Origin of the sequence: Alteromonas sp. KC3, assembly GCF_016756315.1 — a bacterium.
GTDB lineage: Bacteria > Pseudomonadota > Gammaproteobacteria > Enterobacterales > Alteromonadaceae > Alteromonas.
Map to the genome: position 1 here is coordinate 245847 of NZ_AP024235.1, position 21298 is coordinate 267144.

The following is a 21298-nucleotide window of genomic DNA, read 5'->3' on the forward strand; positions in this document are numbered from 1 at the left end:
CTGTGTACCCTGCATTGACTTAAACCGCCGCACCCAAAATTAGAACTTTGGGAAAAACTATGAAATTAGCATCATTAGATATCACGTTGTTTGTGATATACGTCGTCGCGCTTATTGGTATTGCGTGGTGGGTATCACGTGAAAAGCAGGGTCACGAAAAAGATACCAACGATTACTTTCTTGCAGGCTCAAGCCTTCCTTGGTGGGCAATTGGTGCATCGCTTATCGCTGCAAATATTTCGGCAGAGCAAATTATTGGGATGTCCGGCTCGGGCTATCAATTAGGTCTTGCGATAGCGTCCTATGAATGGATGGCTGCCATTACATTGCTATTAGTTGGTAAGTTCTTCCTACCCATATTTCTTAAGCATAAAATTTACACCATGCCGCAATTTTTAGAGCAGCGGTATGATCATCGTGTAAGAAAAGTGATGGCCATTTTCTGGTTAGGCGTTTATGTATTCGTAAACTTAACTGCCGTATTGTGGTTAGGCGCCTTAGCCATAAATACTATTTCTGGCGTAGACATGATGTATGGCATGATGTTCTTGGGCTTATTCTCACTGGCTTATTCGCTATATGGTGGACTTAAAGCGGTCGCACTGACAGATATTATTCAAGTTGTGCTATTGGTGTTTGGCGGACTGTTTTTATCATACACGGCGCTTAATCTCATTAGTGATGGTAATGGAGCGCTGCAAGGTTTTGTCGACTTAACCAATAAATTACCTGAAAAGTTCGATATGATTTTGTCGAAAGACAATCCGCACTATATGGACTTACCTGGTATTTCGGTATTGATTGGCGGCATGTGGATCATGAACCTTTCCTATTGGGGCTTTAACCAATATATCATTCAACGAACATTGGCAGCCAAAAGTGTGCAAGAAGCACAGAAAGGTATTGCGTTTGCGGCATTCCTGAAGCTACTTATGCCGCTTATCGTTGTGTTGCCAGGTATTGCAGCTGTGCTTATCGTACCTGACCTGCAAAAGCCTGACCAAGCCTATCCAAGTCTAATGACACTCATGCCAGTTGGCCTAAAAGGTATTATTTTCGCTGCGCTTGTTGCCGCAATTGTATCTTCACTAGCGTCAATGACTAACAGTGTCTCTACCATTTTTACTATGGATTTGTATAAAGATAAGCGTCCTAATGAATCGCAACAGCATTACGTGAAAGTAGGGCGAATTGTGAGTTTTGCGGCACTGGTTATTGCGATGGTGGTTGCGAAGCCACTGCTAGGTAATTTCGACCAGGCATTCCAATATATTCAAGAATTTACAGGTTTCTTTACACCTGGCATCTGTGCTTTATTCGTATTGGGCATGTTTTGGAAGAAGACCACTGCAAATGGCGGTCTTTTGGCTGCGCTGGGCTCATTTGTGCTAAGTATCGTGTTTAGAGAGTTTTGGCCAGAGTTGCCCTTCATCGACCGTGTAGGACTTGTTTTCTTGCTATGTGTAGGTTTAGCCGTGGTTGTCTCTTTGTTTGAGAAAAAAGGGGTAAGTGAAAACGCTGTTGACCTAAATGAAGTGCAGTTTAGTACCACTACTGGCTTTAACGTGGCGTCGCTTGCGGTTGTTCTGCTTACCGCAGCGTTCTATATTACGTGGTGGTAATGGTTAGCCACTAAGTAATATCTCAAAACAAGGCGAAAGTGCAGAAGACGCTTTCATAAAATGTTGTTAGCATTTAATAAGAAAGCCAGAGTCGGTGAAAAACTTCCAATTTTGTCGATAAAATACGATATACTAGCCGGCTAATACCGATGAACTTTCGCGCTTGTTGCAGTTGTGCTGCTTAGTACAGTAAGGCAATAAGCCATACACAAACGTTACAGGAGACATCAATGGCAACGAAAGGCGTTAATAAGGTTATTCTTGTTGGAAACCTTGGCAATGATCCTGAAGTTAGATACATGCCTAACGGAAACGCCGTTGCGAACTTAAGCCTTGCAACTAGCGAAAGCTGGAAAGATCAACAAGGTCAGGTTCAAGAGCGCACTGAGTGGCATCGCCTTACTATGTACCGTCGCTTAGCAGAAATTGCCGGAGAGTACCTGAAGAAGGGCTCACAGATTTACGTTGAAGGTAAATTGCAAACGCGTAAGTGGCAAGACCAGCAAGGTCAAGATCGCTACACAACTGAAATCATCGTAGATCAAATGCAAATGCTAGGTGGTCGCGGTGGTGAAGGTGGCGGCGGTAATGGTGGTTACCAGCGTCCTCAAAACAATCAAGGCGGTTACAACCAAGCACCTGCACAAGGCGGCTATAATCAAGCGCCGCAGCAAGGTGGTGGCCAACAAGGCGGTTACAACTCAAACCAAGGTGGTGGTTATAATCAAGCGCCTCAAGGTGGTAACCAGTCTCAGCCTAAGACACCACCAATGGCAGAGCCTGACTTCGATTTTGATGACGATATTCCGTTCTAAACTCGAACAGTTCTACGCAGTTTAAAAAGCCCTTCTTTGAAGGGCTTTTTTCGTTTAACGACTTATGTGTGAGACGCATGTCCTGCAATCATGAGGTGATTACTCTAGAATTTGCGCTCTTTTTTGATCGTTTTTTAGGCATGTATTTTGTTGAAAATAGTTTCAATGCTTTTATCTAAAAGTGTAATGCTGGTTGTGTTGGCATTTTGTATGCCCCAACACGTCCAAGGCCATCAGATAGAAAATACTGAAAACGACAAACCTACGGTTGTTTGGTTGCGACCACCTGAAGTAGGCATGCGAGTTGACGGCGTAGAGATTAACGATGGCCCCTTATTCAAAAATATGTCTTACTTGGCGTCATATTTGCCGCAATATACGCACCGCTTTGAAACCTATCCGATAAAACGCGCATGGGCAATGATTAGCTCTAACAATGACCCCAGCATCGTATATTGCTTTTTTGGTGCGTCTTATCGGGAAGACCGCTTAGCGTGGGGGTATTTTTCCGAACCAACATCCATTAATTTGCCCCTATTAATGGTCACGTCATCTGAACTCAATCAAGCCATAAAAAGCAAAGAAGCAAGCCAGGTGAGCGATAGCGAAAAATTGTATGAAAAGGTTTCTCTGCAAAGGTTGCTAGAAAAGCGCTACAAAACGGTACTCTATAACGATGTAAAAAACGCCTATAGCAACGCTGTCAAGCAGTGGGGGAAACCCTCTAACATTGTTACATTGAATGGGCTAGGTAAAGATTTAGGGCTTCACACTATCGACCTTATAGAGACTGGACGCATAGATTTTGGTTACGTTGGTCATAAAGAGCTTAATAGCCTGACATCGGAACAATATTCTTCAATGGGCGTTTATCAAATCTCTGAGTTATCGAAAGAAATACGCGGTACAAAACGGCTGTTTTGCGCTAAAACGGAACTGGGTAAACAGGTGACTGAGTCGCTTAATCAAGCACTTCTAGACATTAAGGAAAGCCACATCGCAAACCGAGAACTTCGCGAAATTAACTTCGTTGCTGATGGCTATCCACAGATGCTAAAGCCGATATTTAATAAACGTTGGGAAGATGCGGAAGATACATTCGATATTGCTGACTAATTAATGTATCTGAAGGGGATACGTTTACCTTAATGGCGCAGTACTGTATTAGCACGCCTTATTGCCAAAAATAAGCAATAACAATGTTGTCAGTCTTGTTAACCGCTATAAGCAGGGTAATATTACTTATTGCCTACAAATTACCCGTAAAGTTAATAATTATGAAAACGTTATCCCTGTTTTTTGGTGCAAGCCTGCTAGCGTCGACCGCCGCAACAATGCCTGCTTTTGCCGCTCAAAATCTCTACAAGCCCTTTCCTGCTGATGTTATGCCCGAGCTCAGTGCAGATGGTGCGTACCACGTTGGGGTTAAAACGGTTGAAGCTACCTACCCTCAGTTAGTGCCAGACTTTGTAAAAGGGCAGGCAGAACGAAGCCTTATGCTTGAGGTGTGGTACCCAACCAAAGAAGAAACTGCGCTTACACAATACAGTGACGAAACACGCAGCGGCATAACGTTTGAGGTGCAAGCTAACGCTTATCGCGATGTTGCTATAGCAAAGACAGACACCAAATATCCGGTCATCGTTATCTCTCATGGATATACAGGTTATCGCACGTTAATGCACTACCTTGGCGAACACTTAGCATCACATGGCTATGTGGTAGCTGCCATCGACCACACCGACTCAACTAACAAAGATGTTAACTTTGCTGAAAGCCCATATTCTGGTTTTCCAAGCACACTCCTTAACCGTGCTAAAGACCAAGTATTTACCCTAAATGCAATAACGGAACACCCATTTTTTAAAGACAGTGTGGATAGTGAAAAAGCAGGGGTGATCGGCTATTCCATGGGAGGATACGGCGCTGTAAGCACTGTTGGTGGGTGTTATGCATTTAATGATACCACCGCCGCTACTTTTACTGGCACACAAGACCCAGCCGCTGTCCAATTAGTGAAGCAGGCCTTAAATACGTGTGCTGGTGGAAAAGAGAGTAGTGATGCGGTACTGCCGTCGTGGAAGGCGGCCTTAGCACTAGCTCCGTGGGGTGGTCAGCATCAGTTATTTGATGTTCAGTCACTTAACGATATTAAGGTACCTGTTTTATACGTAGCAGGTGATAACGATGATATTTCGGGTTATGACGGTATCCGTTGGTTGTTTGATAATACGGGGAACACTCACACTAAACTCCTTACCGTTAAGAACGCGCGCCATAACGTAGCTCCTCATCCAGCACCTAAAGAAGCGTACGGTAGCGAATTTGATTTAGGCAGTTACATCGAGCCCGCTTGGGAAGTGCAGAAGCTTAATGCCATTAATGAACACTTTGCATTGGCACTTATGAACTGCCACGTAAAGCAAATGCCAGATTACTGTGAATTCTTAAACGTGTCGGGCAGCAGTGACCAAGTGCCTGTTGGTGGCGAAACACCTGCACCATGGAAAGGGTTTGACAATCGTTGGGCGCTCGGATTGAAGATGGAAAGCAAGCCGTAAATCACTCAGCAACTTTTAACTAAAAAAACGGGCTCACCAATTGAGCCCGTTTTTCTTAAACATGCTTTTTGTTACAAATAATCGATGGAAATTTGTTCAGGCTAGGTTAATTTAGCGTTATCTATCTTAATACAAACGTATTCAATGCCACTAGACATTGCATCTACCACTAACATTGCACCTATTACAAAGGGACTTGGAATGAACGTCAAAAAAGTATCTTCACGTTTGTTATGTGCGGCAGCCGTATCGATTGCACTTACCAGCGCAGGCGCGTTCGCGCTAAATAATGACAGCATAAAAAATACAGATAGCACGAGTATTGAGATGCTTGATGCACGTTTTAAGCAAGGTGATTATGAGTTCGTCATAGAAGCGCTTGAAGATGTGAAGGCGAAAACGCCCAAGCAATACAATATCCTTATTTCTGCGCTAATGAATATAGACCTAGATGACGCCGAAGAAGTGGCTGATGAATTTGTGAAAAATTACAACAGCGATTACCGTGCTTATCACACTCACGCGAATGTGATGGGAGCGCAAGCATCCAACAGTATTTTCTCTGCACTTGGCTATGCTGAAAAGGCCAAGCAGAGCTTGGAAACTGCCGTTACGTTAGCACCTGATGAAGTCGGTGTATATCAAGCTCTCATGCAGTTTCACCTAATGGCCCCCTCTATTGCTGGGGGAGACATGGATGAAGCTGAAAAGCTTGCTGATAAAATAGCCACCCTCGATGCCCTTGAAGGGCAATTCGCCAAAGCGAAGTTTTACCTTCAAGACGATCAGGTAGACAAGGCCGTCGAAATATATGCCACCCTTGCTCAGCAAAATGAGGCAAAGATCCGCGCCAACCTTGAACTAGGTACACACTATTTAACTGATGAGCGTTTTCAAAATGCCTTCGAAACCTTATCAGTCTTGTTGAACGAATCTGTAGAGACTGTGACAGATAAAGAATCTGAGCAATGGGAAGCTTACGCTGAAAACAAAAGCAATTTGCTTTATGGCAAGTACCGCATGGGGCTCCTTGCAGTGCAAAGCGGTGAATATACAGATAGCGGCATAACTGCACTCGAGCAATATATTGAAGAGTACAATACCACAAGTATTGAAACTGCCCACTTGCCAAATATGAATTGGGCTAACTTGCGTTTGGCCGAGCTTCGGTTAAATGCCAATGATGTTCAGCAAGCGAAAGCGACCTTGTCACAAATCAACGGTGAAGAAGACAAGCGGTTTGCCAAAATATTGAAAGGACTTAAAAAGCAAATAAAAAAGCGAGCTTAGGGCACACATCCTAAACCCGCTTTTTGTCGGGACAACAAAAATGTTTGGCTTGCTACATTACACCGCTTTGACTGTGTAAATCAGCGCGGTTTGAGGGAAAAGTACGGGGAGTTGCATACCGTATTTCATCAATACTTCACCTGAGAATACCTCTCCGTCGATTTGTTGCAGAATCGACGGCGTGTATTCTTTTAGCTTCTCTGGCCACACGCGCTCGACAATGTATTGCTTGCTGGCATCAAGACCGGCAAAGTAAAATCGAGTTGGTGTAGTTCGAAGGGTTTCTTTCACGCTGTTATAGGCAAATATGCCTTCACTTTTATCTTTTGACATATACCCAAACTTCACGTTCAAGCCGTCGTCATCCAGACGATATAAGTCACCACTATGGGTAATATGGCGATACTGCTTGTACAGTGAAATGGCGTCTGTTAGTACTTTTTGCTCGTGCTCGGTAAGCTCTCGCGGATCCATTTCAATGCCCATATGGCCAAATAAAGCGACAGCACTTCGGATTTCAATAGGCAAGTTGCGCCCTGTAATATGACAGTCGCGCGGGCCTACGTGAGCGCCCATTACTTCTGAAGGGAAAAAGTATGAGAAACCGCGCTGGATATATAAACGGTCTAGAGCGTCGTTGGAATCTGATGTCCAGAAACGGTCAGTATGGGGCAGAATTCCTAGATCTACGCGTCCGCCACCTGAACAACAACTTTCTATTTCAATGCCTGGGTGAGCTGCTTTAACACGGTCTATAAGCGAGTATAACGCGGCCATTTGACCGTGCATTGCAGGTTTACCTTGAAGGTTGCCCGGGTGATTTACGTCGCGATTCATGTCCCATTTGATATAGCTGATTTTCGGATATGCTGTGAGCACATCGGTAATCACTTTATAGAGATACTCAACGACTTCTGGGTTTGTTAGGTCAAGGACATACTGATTTCTAAATGGAACTTGAGGGTTGTTCTCGGTATGTAATGCCCACTCGGGATGAGCGCGGTACAAGTCGCTATCTGGGTTAACCATTTCAGGTTCGAACCAAATACCAAACTCCATGCCTAAGTTGGTAACGTGATCAATTAGCCCATCTAGACCTTGCGGATAGATTGCTTCATCGACAAACCAATCACCTAAGCCTGCTTTGTCGTGTCGTCTTCCTTTAAACCATCCGTCGTCTAACACGAATCGCTCTATGCCTAATGGTGCAACTTTGTCTGCCAGTGCTTTTAACGTATCTTCGTTGTGGTCAAAGTAAATACCCTCCCAAGTGTTGTAGTGAACTGGGCGAGGTTTAGAGTCAGCACTGTGGTTGAGTATGTTGGCGCGAACAAAACGATGAAACTGTTGTGAAAGTGACGAAAAGCCAGCATCACCAAAACCGGTGTAAAGTACTGGGGTGGTATAGCTTTCGCCCGCAGCCAAAGTCACTTCACCAGGAAACAACAATTCGCCAAACTGCACATAACTTCTTCCGTCAGCCATTAATTCTGCACGAAGTCTATGATTTGCCGATGCACCTAAGTGGTAACCGTAACATTCGCCTTGCAGTTCACCAGTGCCAGGCGCAAAGGCGATCAAACCAGGAAAGGTATCATGTGATGTCTTACCACGACGGTTTTCGCGAACATAACTACCAAAAAATAGATCGTGATCGGTAGTCTGAAACTCTGCCGACCAACGTCCTTCAAATGTCTTAATTTTAGATACCGTGGTAGGTAGAGGAAGGCTAGCTGCGTTAAGATAATGTAGATTTAACGTGCTATCCCCGATATTTTCTAGTCTCGTTACATACTTTACGACCGATGTGTGGTCATCAAGCTCAACGGTTGTTGTTAATCTCATACAGCGTGCTTCGTCGGTTGCAATAAATGCCACCGCGTTGTCTGTGCGATTAATTTTCTGAAGACTGAAGCCAGCTGCCCATTGATCGGTGTTGCCCGATACTTCTAAGCCGGGTTGTCCTGTCCAACCTTCGCCATGTGTTGGCACGAGTGTAATTGGCGGCTCAATCACAGGTGCGCACTTTGCTTCTTGGCGCGTGTTTAACACACTTAGCATTTCAGGCGTTGTCGCGCTACTTAAGGGTGCACCATAATAAATAACTTTTGGCATTCGTCCCTGACAGTCAAAGATAAGTGTGGTTTTATCGTTCGAGAGACGAACGAATGAAGAAAGTGACGACATAAAAACCTCAATGTTAATTAAGCACAAAATAGGCAACGCAGATCAATCGCGCAAGAAAAAATGTCTTAGCAATATTTCGAAATCAGGTCGCGCAATTATAGCAAAACAGGGTAAACGTTTAACTATCAAGTTTAGTAAGGAAATTGGATAATTTGAAGTCTGACCAATTGCTTCGAAAAACCCATAAAATAATCATGAAAACTGGCAAGAAGGATGCTCAAAAACATCCTCCTTTAAGACGAAATTGTAATAAAAAACTAGGCTTCGCTTTTATAAAGTGCCAATGTGAACTCTGCTTTTTGTCCGAATATGACACGGTTCATGAGAAGCGCAAACGTAACACAGCCAATGAGTGTCGCGAACATTAGGTGAATATAATGAAGACCGAAAGGCGCGTATAGCGGCGAGGCTTCAAAGCTCATTAATGCGTAAATCGACACGCCAAAGATTACTGAACCAATAGCAGCGAATGCATGTACGTTCCTAAACAGTAGGCCAACGATAAATACCGACAGAATAGGCATACTTAATAGCCCATAAAGCTTTTGTACTAGATTAATAATACTATCGGCTTGTTGGTAAACAGGAATGAGCGCCAGTGACACCAAGCAAAGCAGTACGGTAACGTAACCGCTCAACTTAGGCACGTTAGGCGTTTTGTTGATGTAACTTTCATGAATATCACATACATAAAGTGCTGTTGCTGAATTAAGGTTACTGTTAAATGTTGTAAGTACCGCTGCGGCCATAGCTGCTGCAAACACACCAGAAAGCCAATCAGGCAACACTGTCGCTACAATTTTTCCATAAGCGCTATCACCGATATCGCCAAAAAGTTTATAAGACACAATTCCTGGAATAACGATTATTGCTGGTACGATAATTAGGCGTATAGCTGCTGCAGCAAATACCCCTTTTTGCGCTTCTTTCAACGAAGGGGCAGCCATGGCGCGCTGGGTGATAACTTGATTAGTCCCCCAATAAAACATCTGGATAAAAATCATACCAGTAAGCAGTGTATGCCAAGGAATAGGAGATTCATCGTCGCCAATTAGAGTGAGACGTTCTTTAGGAATACCATCAAAGTTGTAATCGATTGTTTGCAGCGCAAGGATAACCACAAGTACAGCCATTGTTAATAGCAGTACGCCTGAGTAAGTATCTGATACTGCTACAGCGCGCAAACCGCCGAAGATAGCATATAACGCCCCTACTATGACAAAGGTGACTGCTATATACATTAGCGGTAATTCGACATTAAACATAGACTGCATAAATAGTGAGCCAGAATAGATTACGGCAGGGCAAAAAATAAGTGCGCTTCCAGCGAAGAACAAGGCGCTGATTACAGCGCGAATGTGTTTGTCGTTGTAACGTTGTTCAAGTAATTCTGTAGTTGTTGTGCATTTAAATTTGTAATAGACCGGTAAAAAGACTTTTGCCAGAACAAATAAACCAACGACTGCTGCAAGTTCCCAAAGCGCGAGCAGTGCCATTTGGTTGCCATTCATACCGACCAACTGATCAGTACTTAGGTTGGTAAGTGTGATACTTCCTGCAACGAAATACCAAGCTAGACCGCCCCCAGCAAGAAAGTACTCTCTATTTTGGTTTTGGGCATTTCTATTTTGACCACGGCAGCTCAAGTAGGTCAAAAAACCGATTAAAGCAGTCACAAAGACAAATACAGACACCTGTAAAGTGCTGGAAAACATGGTTTACTCCTAGAATGTAGTTATGACTTGCTGGTTTCGAACTTAATGTTGTTAACAGCGCGAGCAGGAAACTTAGCGTTTTGAAGGCGAATAACTCGATTTACTTGGAAAATCGAACCCAAGATATTGAACAAGACTGAAAGCAGTCCTTTTTGATGCAACAATGCTAGTTCTTCAGATGTTAAACTTTGTAGGCGTTGTTCATTAACCGTTGCAAGACCTCCTACACGCTGACTCGTATTATCTTCATATTCAATAATCAGATCGATAGGCTGAACAAGTCCCATTTCGCTGACCTCGTTTAGCATAACCGCAGTTTGTTTCATCGAAGACACGCGCTCCGCTAATAATTTCTGCTTGTTGTCCAAGTAAGCGGTTGGGCGCTTAGATGCTAAGAAAAGTGCTTCGCCTCCCTCTTGCTTAACTGCTGGAGAGTCTAGGTCGAGTAATGTATCAGGTTCAGTACTGCTTTTTTCAAAACTGAGTGTAAAAGGCAACGTACGTAAGCTCATTGGGGTAAAGTGCGCTAACCAACTTCCTTGAGTTTCGAAAACGTTTTCTTGAGGCGCTAATCCACACAAAGCTGAGATTGTCCAATATTGGTTGTTTGATGCTCGGCTGAAAAAGAGCGGGTATTCGCTAGCAGCTTGTACCGCTTCTTTAATTTCGACGTTTACTAGATGAAATTTCGAGAATGTGAGCGGAAGCTTACTCTCATCAATGGTAACGTCGCTGTGTGAATCAGCGGATAGTGTTTGAAAATTTGGCATATTATTGTTCTCTTTAGCTCGCTAACCATTGCTCAATATAATCTCTATGATTAGGTAAGCTGCTTAGTTTTTGTTGCGTAATTAACTGATTTTGTTTTATCACTTTATCAGCTAACTCACGGTCTTTATAGAAATGAGATTGCAATGTGAAATCTGGAGAAAATCCCATTCCATAGAGTACGTACTGATAGCTTGCCGCTGGGAAGAGTTCTATAGCGGCAGAAAAATCAGCTATTTGCGGACCTCGATACTTCCAAATTTCGAGATCTTCTTTTAAAGAATCAGGTATCGAGCTCTCTTCTCGATTGGCGACCCAATAGGGTTCGTTGCGTTGGTTGAATATGTAGTGCAGTTTTAGGAAGTCGATAATACGTTGCCAACGATATTGCATTTGTTTGTTAAATCGTTGGCTTACGATTGGCATTGCCATTCTTGGCAACGGCATTTGTTCAGCTATATAGCGAGCTGAAATCTCAATTAACATTAGTGCAGTGGCTTCAAGGGGTTCGACAAAGCCTGCGGAAAGCCCTACAGCAACACAGTTACCTTTCCATATTTGTTTTTTATAACCAGAGTTAAAGCGTATGGTGCGTGCTTTTAGGTCACCGTTTTCGTCACCTACGTACTGTCGTAAAATTTCTTCTGCTCGTTCGTCAGTGGTAAAGTCAGTGGAATAAACATGGCCAACACCTCTTCGAGAAGATAGGCCAATATCCCAAATCCAGCCTGCTTCTTGTGCTGTTGCTTGGGTATAGGGCTTTATTTCAAAATCGTCTTCATAGGGTACATGAAGGGCAAGGGCGGAGTTATTAAATAACACATCGTCTGTTGAAACAACGCTTTCTCCTAGTGTTTCACCGAGTAGTAATGAACGAAAACCAGAACAGTCGATAAACAGGTCGGCTTCCAAAACCATGCCGTTGTTAAGCGTTATATTGTCGATATGGTTGTTGGTTGAGGCAGCTACGCTCTCTACTGTCGCTACCATATGCCTGACGCCAAGTTGAGACTTGCTAAAGTCTCGTAACATATCAGCAAAAGCTCCTGCATCTAGATGGTAAGCGTAGTTCGATTGCGCGCTACTGTACTCCTGTTCGCTAAGTGTGCGAGGCGCCATGTTGCGTTCGCATACGTGTTGTTGGAAGTTGGTGGCGTTAGCGAAATTCGAAACATCGCCCACATAAGGCGCCATCTCTACACGGCCATAGCCAAGCGGAACGGTAAACGGGTGGTAGTATGAGTCGCCCTCAGCCTTTACCCAGTTCACAAATTTTCCACCTTGCTTGAACGCTGCACTACAGCGCCGAAATACTTCCTTCTCAGACAGGCCAATATCCTTTAGCGTATTTCGCATAGTCGGCCAGGTTCCCTCACCAACACCTACAGTTGGTATATCACTAGACTCGACTAAGGTGATATCAAGCCCGCACTCTCCAAATGAGACATTGTGCTTAGCCGCAATAATAGCCGCGCTGAGCCAACCTGCGGTGCCGCCACCGACGATTACAATTCGTTGTTTCTGAGATGTATTTGACGACTGATTCATGAGAAACCACTACGTAAAAGGTGTTTACTACATTTATTCATAAACTCATTACAAATGCCAATAAGCTCATGAATAAATGGCAGGGTTTTACCCCTGCCATAACTACACACTTTTTAGAAACTTCCGCGGATACCAACTGCGTAACGAGAGCCGTTATCTTCAATTGAGTAAACTTGATCTGGGAAGCGACCAACTTGCGTTAGCTCTTCTTCTGTGACGTTAATACCTTCGAAGAAAACAGTAAGGTTTTCATTGATATCATAGCTTGCGCTGACGTCCCATTGACCGTACGTTTCAGTCGTTACTGGCTCACCAGTAGCACCGCCTACTGCAGTGTTATCTAGTGCGAAAAGGAACGATTCACGGTTATTAAACGCAACACGAGCTTGGAACGCATCTCGCTCATAGAACATGATTAAGTTCTGAGAATCGCCAAGTCCTGGTAGTGCGAACGTTTGAGTTGTATCACCCGATACTTCTGCATCACTGTTTACTACCGTAGCATTAGCCGTGATACCAAAACCATTGTCCCAAACATGAGTAAGCGCAATTTCGTAACCATTAACTGTCGCTGTCTCGCCGTTCTGAGGACGGGTTACGGTATAAACTTCACTTTCACCGTTAAGCTCTTCCGTATCAGCCACAACATCGCGGTTTGGATCCTGAGGATCTAAAGATACACCAGGCGCACAATCATCAGCAGCACAACGGAAACCATCGTCAGCACTACGATCTGTCAGTGTATAAGTTTCCTGACCAGATAGCGTTACAATGAAGTTTTCAACATCTTTACTGAATACTGCAAACGAGAATACAGAGTCGTCACTGTAGTACCATTCGAAAGAAAGATCCCAGTTCTCCGCTTCAAATGGTTGCAATGAAGGGTTGCCGCCACTTGCCTGAAGGTTTTGACGACGAGGCTCACCAAATGTCGTCGCAGGAGACATCTGTGACATAGTAGGACGTGTCAGAGAGTCATAGCGAGAAAAGCGAACAATCATATCTTCTTGTACTTCTAACTTAACGTTTAAGCTTGGAAGTAGATTTGAATAAGAAGACGTTCCAACAATGTCCTGCGCTGGTGCGAAGCGGTTAGCAAACAATGTCAAATCAGTTGTTGGAACAACGTCTGAAATAAATGCTTGAACAGCTGATACCGCTACGTCTGTCTCTTCATAGCGCGCGCCAAAGTTCATGGTTAAAGGCATGTCACCGATGTCATAACCAAATTCAAACTGAGCGTATAGTGCCGTTACGTCTTCTTCGATGTTGTAGTAGTTAGGCTGTAGCGTTGGAACTACTGCTGCACCTTGTGATGCAAGGTAATCAAGGTATGCGTCACCGTCATACGTGTACCACGTATCAATTAGACCACTGAAGAAGTTGTTTGCTGTGAACGGACGAATGTTTAGTGCGTCAATTGGCGCTTCAGTACCGTAACCACAGAAAGCACACTGTGATGCAAATTCTTGGAATACAAACTTCTCACGCTCTGAGCGAAGAATACCAAAATCAACTTTACGGAATACGTCAGAATCAGCAAGGTATGTGAAGTCTGCTTTGTACTCTGTTACTTCATCTTCAGACGCTACTACGTTACCTAAATCATTATAGTGAAGACGGTTTAGCGAGATATCTGGAAGTTGGCCATTGCCAAAGCCATCATGTACTACCGTTGGTGTGCCGCCTGTTGAGTCAAACGAGTAATTATTGATAATACCCACAACGTTGAAGCGACCTTCACCAGCAATGTCATTTTCAGCAGTAGAGTTTGAAACATCAAACGTTGCTGTAAGTGAATCATTGATTTGCCAGTCTACGTTTATTCCGAAGCCTTTGTTGGTTACGTCACGTACACCGCGAGTCGAAGATACAAAATCAGATGCTGGGTTACCACTACCTTGGTGAAGGTCGATTTCTTGAGTAAACTGAATGGCTGTACCGTATTCTGAGATTGTCGCTGAACCTACGCGATCTGGCTCAAACCATGAAGCAAGGTCGGTTACTTGAGAGTCAACTTCAAATTTCGAAACAAAGCCATCTAGCGTGATAGTTACATCGTCAGATGGTGCAAATTGCGCAACAAGTGACGCGTTAGTACGCGTTCTATCTTGCTCATCTACTACTTGGTCCCAGTTACGTGGAAGGTAAACGTTTGTAGCAAGAACGCCATCGTTGCGGTTTGAAAGCGTTAGACCTGGACGCCAGCCTGCAGTTTGAATGCGGTTAATCTGTACTTGACGCTCTTGATGAGATACCGCCAATAACACACCAAATTTATCATCAGCAAAGGTATTGCTTACCAAAAATGACGCTTGCGGAGATGTTTCCTCAGACAAGCTTTCATACATGCCCTTTACGCTTCCCACTGCTTGGAAGCCGTCGTAGTCGAATGGGCGAGCTGTAGTTACATTAATGGTTGAACCAATACCACCTGATTGAAGATTCGCAACGCCACTTTTAAAGATGTTCGCGCCAGTAATTTGGTCTGCAGCGATGACATCAAAGTTGAATGCACGGCCAGCATCGTCTGAAGCTAGTTGGCGCCCGTTAACTAATACGGTGTTAAATTGAGGACCAAAGCCCCGCACCGTTACTTGTTGGCCTTCACCACCATTACGGTCAATAGACACACCGGTGATACGTTGAAGCGATTCTGCAACGTTCAGATCTGGAAATTTACCAAGATCTTCTGCTGCAATACCGTCTGAAACCGCTAAGTTTTCTTTCTTGTCAGACATCGCTCTTTTTAGACTACTTACAAGACCGCGAACCTCAATAACTTCAACAGGTGCATCGTTTACATTTTGAGTGTCAGCTTCTTGCGAAAAAGCGATTGGAGCGTGTAGGGCAGAGGCGATAGCAACACCTAAAAGTGAGCGTCTCGCAATTGGGCCTAATTGTGATGTGTTAATTTTATGTGTCACTGTGTTTTCTCCGTGAGTAGGCTACGTTTTAACGTATTTAGCACTAAAACTACTTTTTTAGTATGTGCGGATCAAGCTTATTAACATTACTTTTACACATTTAACGTTATATTTTCGCGATTATTATTTGTAACTTTATGAAAAATATAATGTTTCTGTTTTAAGGTAAAAGGTGAAACGTTTACCTTGTTTTCAATACTAGCACAAAATGACAATGTAATTACAATGTTATAAAAATTTTTTTTGTATAAAAAAAGTGCGGGCTATAACCGCACTTTATTAACAATCAGAAAAATAAGTAGAAATTAGCTACAACGAATGCGCTCTACAGCAGCTTTCCAGCCGTCATAGGCCTGATCTCGCTCTGCTTTAGAAAGTCTTGGTGTGAAAACGCTATCACTTTTCCAACATTGAGTGAGATCATCAACACTGTTGAAGACGCCAGCTTGCAACCCTGCTAGGAACGCGGCGCCTAGTGCTGTGGTCTCAGTGACTTCTGGGCGTTCGACTTCCGCACCCAAAATATCTGACAAAAAGCCCATTACCCAATCGTTTCGCGACATTCCACCGTCTACACGTATATTGGTTGGTCTAGCGCCATCACTTTCCATGGCCTTTTGTAAGTCTTTAGTTTGATAGCATACCGATTGAAGGCCTGCGGCCACGATTTCACTAATTCCTGTGTCTCGAGTTAATCCCAGAATGGCTCCTCGCGCATCAGGGTCCCAATAGGGCGCACCGAGGCCAGTAAAAGCGGGGACTAAAAATACGCCATTGTCGCGTCTTGCTCGCTGAGCAAGCGCTTCAGTTTCTGCGGCATCATCAATGAGTTTAAGACCGTCGCGTAACCATTGCACGGTAGCGCCGGCCATGAAAATACTGCCTTCAAGCGCGTAGGTAGTTTTACCATCAAGTCGATAACCTACAGTAGTAAGCAATCTATTCTTTGATTTAAGTGGGGCATCGCCAGTGTTAAGTATCATAAAGCAACCTGTGCCATAGGTACTTTTGGCCATGCCTTTTTCAAAGCAAGCTTGTCCCACTAATGCGGCTTGTTGATCGCCTGCAACACCTTGAATAGGCGTGGCGCTACCAATAATACTCTCTTCAATCACGCCAAAATCTGCGGCGCAATCCATAACTTCAGGTAACATTGATGGTGGAATGTTGAACGTAGAAAGCAGTTTGTCGTCCCAACATTGCTTATTGATATCAAACAGCATAGTGCGCGAAGCATTGGTCGCGTCTGTTTTGTGAGACTTTCCACCAGTTAATCGCCAAATAAGGAAGGTATCAACAGTACCGAAGAGTAGCTCGCCATTCTCAGCCTGTGTTCTAGCGCCCTCTACATTATCTAGAATCCAGGCGACTTTAGTTGCTGAGAAATACGGGTCGAGTAACAACCCTGTGGTCTGTGTAATATAATCGACAAGCCCTTCATCATTACTTAACTCACGGCAAAGTTGCGATGTGCGACGGTCTTGCCAAACAATGGCTGGATACACTGGCTTACCTGTTTCTTTGTGCCAAACCAACGTGGTTTCTCGTTGGTTAGTGATACCAACCGACGCGATATCCGCAGGTGTAACACCACACTTGTTGAACACTTCTTTTAAGGTGGTGACAACGCTTTCCCAAATTTCTTCAGGGTCGTGTTCAACCCAACCATCATTGGGGTACTTTTGTGAAAACTCTTGTTGAGCAATACCCTCTATTTTTCCATTTGGAGAAAAAATAATAGTACGAGAGCTTGTTGTGCCTTGGTCAATGGCAAGAATATGTTGTCCCATGACGTCACTCCTGAAGATAGTTTTCATAGAGTTTGCATCATTTACACGGGATTAACAACGCTATATTTTCGAAAACGAACATTTGATTTTCGAATTGGCATGGGAAGTTGAAACAGAAGGAAGTATACTGACAACTCCATTTTTACTCATAACGGTATGCTTGATGAACCAAACGCAAAGGCACGAAAAAATTGTTGGATTAATTAAACAACATGGCTTTATGTCTATTGATGATTTGGTCACCGCCTGCGATGTTACACCTCAGACTATCCGCAGAGACTTAAACCAGTTAGCCGAAAGTGGTGTACTCAGCCGTTATCACGGTGGCGCTGGCCTTAATCGCAGCTGGGAAAATACGCCTTATCAGGAAAGAAAAACGCAAAATAGTCAGGTTAAAGAGAAAATTGCAGAAGCCGTTGCCGCAATGATCCCAGACGGTGCCTCACTGTTTATCAATATCGGTACGACAACCGAAATGATTGCCACAAAGTTGCTTAATCACAAAAATTTGCATGTTGTGACAAACAACATTCATGTAGCCACTATTCTTTCAGCCAAAGAAGACTTTTCGGTGATTATTGCCGCAGGTGAGGTGCGCTATCGCGATGGCGGCATAATTGGTGAAGCAACCTGTGATTTTATCAGTCAGTTTAGAATGGACTACGGTATTATTGGAATCAGTGGGATTAGCGCCGATGGCGCACTTCTCGATTTCGATTTTCGTGAAGTAAAGGTGTCTCAAGCGATATTGGAACATACGCAGCACGTGATTTTGGCTGCTGACTATAGCAAGTTTGAGCGTCGCGCTATGGTTGAGCAAGGCCACATATCACAGGTAGATTGTTTGGTTTGCGATAAAACGCCGCCACCAAGTATCAGCAAAATTATAGAAGAAAACAAAATCACCTTTGTAAAGGCATAATCATTTTCTTGTCATAAACCTCACTCACACTCATTCTACCTTCTTTATTTTAAGTAGATTTCTGCGATTTATACGCGGTGCTAATCGCGGCCCAATTCTAGCTATTCATTCATCGGCCAGTATAACAGCTGGGTTTGGTTTTTAATTTTCTTTAATGTTCGAAAATGTTCGTTTTGTGTTGACATGTTTTCTTTTTGGTTGTCAAATAGCCAAATAAAAGAATGGCCGTAAAGGGGCATAACATGAATCAAAGTAAGCAAGCAGACAAAACCGTAGACGTACTCGTCGTCGGTGGTGGTGTTAATGGCGTTGGTGTTGCACTTGATGCAGCAGGTAGAGGGTTGTCTGTTGCTCTATGCGAAAAAGGCGATCTTGCTGGTGCGACTTCATCATCAAGTAGCAAATTGATTCATGGCGGTCTTCGCTATTTAGAACACTATGAGTTTAGACTTGTAAAAGAAGCCCTAGCAGAGCGTGAAGTTCTGCTTCAAAAAGCGCCACACATCATGTGGCCATTGCGTTTCAGGCTTCCTCATCAAAAGCACTTGCGTCCGGCTTGGATGATTCGAATTGGCTTATTTTTGTATGACTCACTGGCTAAACGAAACATGCTCCCGCGCTCAAGAAAGGTGTCTACAACGCCCCAAGGTCCGCTAGTCAATGAGATTTCGACCTGTTTCGAATATTCAGATGGTTGGGTAGATGACGCACGCCTAGTGGTGCTAAATGCACTCGCGGCTAAGGATCAAGGGGCAGACATTTACACTCGCACAGAGTGCGTGAGCGCAAAAAAGGATGGCGCACTATGGAATGTGGAATTAAAGACGCATTTAGGGAAAACGTTTACAATTAAGGCGAGGTCAATTGTTAACGCTGCCGGTCCTTGGGCTGTTTCGTTTTTAGATAGATTGGTTGATGTTGCAAACCCCAACGCAATGCGCATGGTTAAAGGCAGCCACTTTATTGTGCCGAAACTCTACGATAGTGAAGAAGCCTATATTTTGCAGAATAAGGACGGGCGCATAGTGTTTGTGATCCCCTACGAAGGTGATTTCTCCTTAGTGGGCACTACGGATGAAGACTATAAAGGTAACCCTTCACAGGCGTCTATCTCTGCCGAGGAAACTGACTACTTAATTGATGTAGTAAATAACTACTTTAAAACCAAGATAAGTCATGGCGATATTGTTCACAGTTACAGCGGTGTGCGTCCTTTACTTGAAGAAAAGAATGCCTCTGCACAAGAGTTGACGCGTGACTACAAAGTTGAGCTTAAAGGTGAGAAAGGTACGCCGATTTTACTCAATATTTTTGGTGGAAAGATTACGACCTACCGGAAATTAGCTGAGCATGCGGTTGATAAACTTGTCACCTGCTTCCCAAAAGCAAAGAAAGCATGGACCAAAGAAGTGCCGCTACCTGGTGGCGCATTTGAAAGCCAAGCATCGCTGGTGGCTGAGTTAACTCAAACCTATCCATGGTTGCCGATTACACAAGCGCAGCGCTATGCAAGACAGTACGGCGTATTGTGTAACAAATTCTTGAAAAATGCCTCGTCACTCGATGAATTAGGCACAGACTTTGGGGCAGGGTTATACCAAGCAGAAGTTGACTACCTAATTAATCATGAATGGGCCATGTCACTGGAAGACATTATTTGGCGCAGAACAAAGCATGGGCTGCGTTTAACTGAAGAACAAAAAACAGAGCTGGCTACTTATATTAGTACCAACGTAGACGGCGAAACGCACAATGTCGAGTTAGCTAGCGCCTAATTCATAACGCTTAATTGTACTTACGAGCTAACAGGGACGTTATGGCACATTATCATCCAAAGGAAATCGTTTTAATTCGTCATGGCAAACCCTTGTCTGCCCACAATGACAAAGTAACTGCATCGCAATACGCAAAGTGGATAAAAGCGTACAATAAATCCGAACTCGACCCGCAGAGTAAACCCGAGACTACGACTCACATCGGTAACAGCTACATCATGGTGAGCCCGCTTGTACGCGCCCAACTTACAGCAACACATTATGGCGTGAAAAAAGCCGACGAAGTGTGCGACGATCTAAGAGAGATGGACATACCTTACTACAGACTACCTGTGCAACTGCGCACATGGCATTGGGTTGTTGTAAGTAGAGCGTTATGGTTTTTGGGGAAGAAAGGCCGTTTTGAAAGTTTTGAAGCAGCGAAATCTCGAGTAGATAATTTGGTTGCTCGCATTGAAGATTTATCATTAGAACATGAACGTTTGGTGCTATTTGGCCATGGTATGACTAACTACTTCACCCGCAAGGCGCTAATGGCGAAAGGGTGGCAACTAAAGCAGAAAAATAGTGATTTTTGGGGAATAACGGTACTTTCCCAATAAACATCTGCTTTATATTTTGTTCTCTATGCCGATAAAATAGCGATATCGCCCGTTAGTACAGTGTATTGATGTCGGCATTAGGAAGAGAACAATGAAAAATACAACAAATGACACTTCTCCATATCTCAATATAATGAAGGCATCCATTGCCGCAATTTTTGCTATTGCGCTTGGGGTGTTAATCAATGTTTTTAATACTGATGAAAGCAACACAACCGACAATGCTTTTTTAAGTAGCGCCTCAACGTTCAGAGATCATGTTATCTCGTCACACTGGCAATGGCGCGTACAGCAGCCTACCACGATGATCATGTTGATTCATTATGATAAAGCAGGAAAAGAAATTAATCGTAAACCAGTAAGAATGAATCACAATGGATGGCCCACCGCAGCACTTACTGACGAAGGTTGTGAGAAAGTATGGACGGGCTTAGTGGCATCGCCGTTGAACGTTGATGGCTTTAAGGTACACGCTCGCTACTATTCCGACACGGACGATAGCGAAGACAACTATTGGTGTCGTTATAGTTTAAGCAGTGGTGCCTATTTTGACTACTACCCTGCTTCAGGTAAAACAACTGATATAGAGTTCTAATCGTTGCACGACAATGGGAACCTTTTAGCCCTTGCGTAGTCTTTTATCATGTAAAATGGTAAACCTCTTTGAATAAGGGGAAAACGATGCACACTACACCGTTGCAAGACCAAAATTGAGAACTTGCAATGCTAAATGAATATAATTTAACAACAAATAAAGGCATTACTTGCCCAAATTT

Annotated in this window: 15 protein-coding genes; 9 read left to right on the forward strand and 6 right to left on the reverse strand. The window is 43.7% G+C overall.

The window, feature by feature from the left end; translation table 11 throughout:
• Window positions 1-59: 59 nt before the first annotated feature.
• The 5 genes from JN178_RS01105 to JN178_RS01125 all read left to right on the forward strand — a co-directional run bounded on the left by JN178_RS01105 (window position 60) and on the right by JN178_RS01125 (window position 6288).
• Window positions 60-1622, forward strand: coding sequence for a sodium/sugar symporter (locus JN178_RS01105; RefSeq protein ID WP_159627205.1), 1563 nt, complete (start codon window positions 60-62; stop codon window positions 1620-1622).
• Window positions 1623-1852: 230 nt separating this feature from the next.
• Window positions 1853-2437, forward strand: a complete 585-nt coding sequence (locus tag JN178_RS01110) for a single-stranded DNA-binding protein (protein WP_202263219.1) — start codon at window positions 1853-1855, stop codon at window positions 2435-2437.
• A gap of 165 nt (window positions 2438-2602) precedes the next feature.
• A complete protein-coding gene (locus JN178_RS01115; RefSeq protein WP_232369659.1) occupies window positions 2603-3553 on the forward strand; it encodes a hypothetical protein in 951 nt (316 codons plus the stop codon).
• Window positions 3554-3714: 161 nt separating this feature from the next.
• Window positions 3715-4998 carry an alpha/beta hydrolase family protein gene (locus JN178_RS01120; protein ID WP_202263220.1) on the forward strand — a complete coding sequence of 428 codons (1284 nt, stop codon included), beginning with the start codon at window positions 3715-3717 and terminating at the stop codon, window positions 4996-4998.
• Between the two features lie 201 nt (window positions 4999-5199).
• Window positions 5200-6288: a tetratricopeptide repeat protein gene (locus tag JN178_RS01125; protein WP_202263221.1), complete on the forward strand. Its 1089-nt coding sequence runs from the start codon at window positions 5200-5202 to the stop codon at window positions 6286-6288.
• Window positions 6289-6345: 57 nt separating this feature from the next.
• Here JN178_RS01125 and JN178_RS01130 read toward each other — a convergent pair whose 3' ends face one another.
• The 6 genes from JN178_RS01130 to glpK all read right to left on the reverse strand — a co-directional run bounded on the left by JN178_RS01130 (window position 6346) and on the right by glpK (window position 17223).
• Window positions 6346-8475: an alpha-galactosidase gene (locus JN178_RS01130; RefSeq protein ID WP_202263222.1), complete on the reverse strand. Its 2130-nt coding sequence runs from the start codon at window positions 8473-8475 to the stop codon at window positions 6346-6348.
• Between the two features lie 257 nt (window positions 8476-8732).
• Window positions 8733-10190, reverse strand: coding sequence for an SLC5 family protein (locus tag JN178_RS01135; protein ID WP_202263223.1), 1458 nt, complete (start codon window positions 10188-10190; stop codon window positions 8733-8735).
• A 20-nt stretch (window positions 10191-10210) separates the two neighbouring features.
• A complete protein-coding gene (locus JN178_RS01140) occupies window positions 10211-10960 on the reverse strand; it encodes a SapC family protein (protein ID WP_202263224.1) in 750 nt (249 codons plus the stop codon).
• Window positions 10961-10973: 13 nt separating this feature from the next.
• Window positions 10974-12506, reverse strand: coding sequence for a tryptophan halogenase family protein (locus JN178_RS01145; RefSeq protein ID WP_202263225.1), 1533 nt, complete (start codon window positions 12504-12506; stop codon window positions 10974-10976).
• A gap of 113 nt (window positions 12507-12619) precedes the next feature.
• Window positions 12620-15343, reverse strand: coding sequence for a TonB-dependent receptor (locus JN178_RS01150; RefSeq protein ID WP_232369748.1), 2724 nt, complete (start codon window positions 15341-15343; stop codon window positions 12620-12622).
• A 395-nt stretch (window positions 15344-15738) separates the two neighbouring features.
• Window positions 15739-17223 (reverse strand): glycerol kinase GlpK, encoded by a 1485-nt coding sequence (gene glpK, locus JN178_RS01155; protein WP_202263226.1) that lies wholly within the window; start codon window positions 17221-17223, stop codon window positions 15739-15741.
• A gap of 163 nt (window positions 17224-17386) precedes the next feature.
• Here glpK and JN178_RS01160 point away from each other — a divergent pair, with 163 nt between their 5' ends.
• The 4 genes from JN178_RS01160 (at window position 17387) to JN178_RS01175 (ending at window position 21117) form a co-directional block, all read left to right on the forward strand.
• Entirely contained in the window at window positions 17387-18145 is a 759-nt protein-coding gene (locus JN178_RS01160) for a DeoR/GlpR family transcriptional regulator (protein WP_202263227.1), read from the forward strand.
• Window positions 18146-18387: 242 nt separating this feature from the next.
• Window positions 18388-19920, forward strand: coding sequence for a glycerol-3-phosphate dehydrogenase (gene glpD, locus JN178_RS01165; protein WP_202263228.1), 1533 nt, complete (start codon window positions 18388-18390; stop codon window positions 19918-19920).
• A 41-nt stretch (window positions 19921-19961) separates the two neighbouring features.
• Complete coding sequence (locus JN178_RS01170) at window positions 19962-20522, forward strand: histidine phosphatase family protein (RefSeq protein WP_202263229.1); 561 nt, start codon at window positions 19962-19964, stop codon at window positions 20520-20522.
• A gap of 91 nt (window positions 20523-20613) precedes the next feature.
• Window positions 20614-21117, forward strand: a complete 504-nt coding sequence (locus tag JN178_RS01175) for a hypothetical protein (protein ID WP_202263230.1) — start codon at window positions 20614-20616, stop codon at window positions 21115-21117.
• The last annotated feature ends 181 nt before the right edge of the window (window positions 21118-21298 follow it).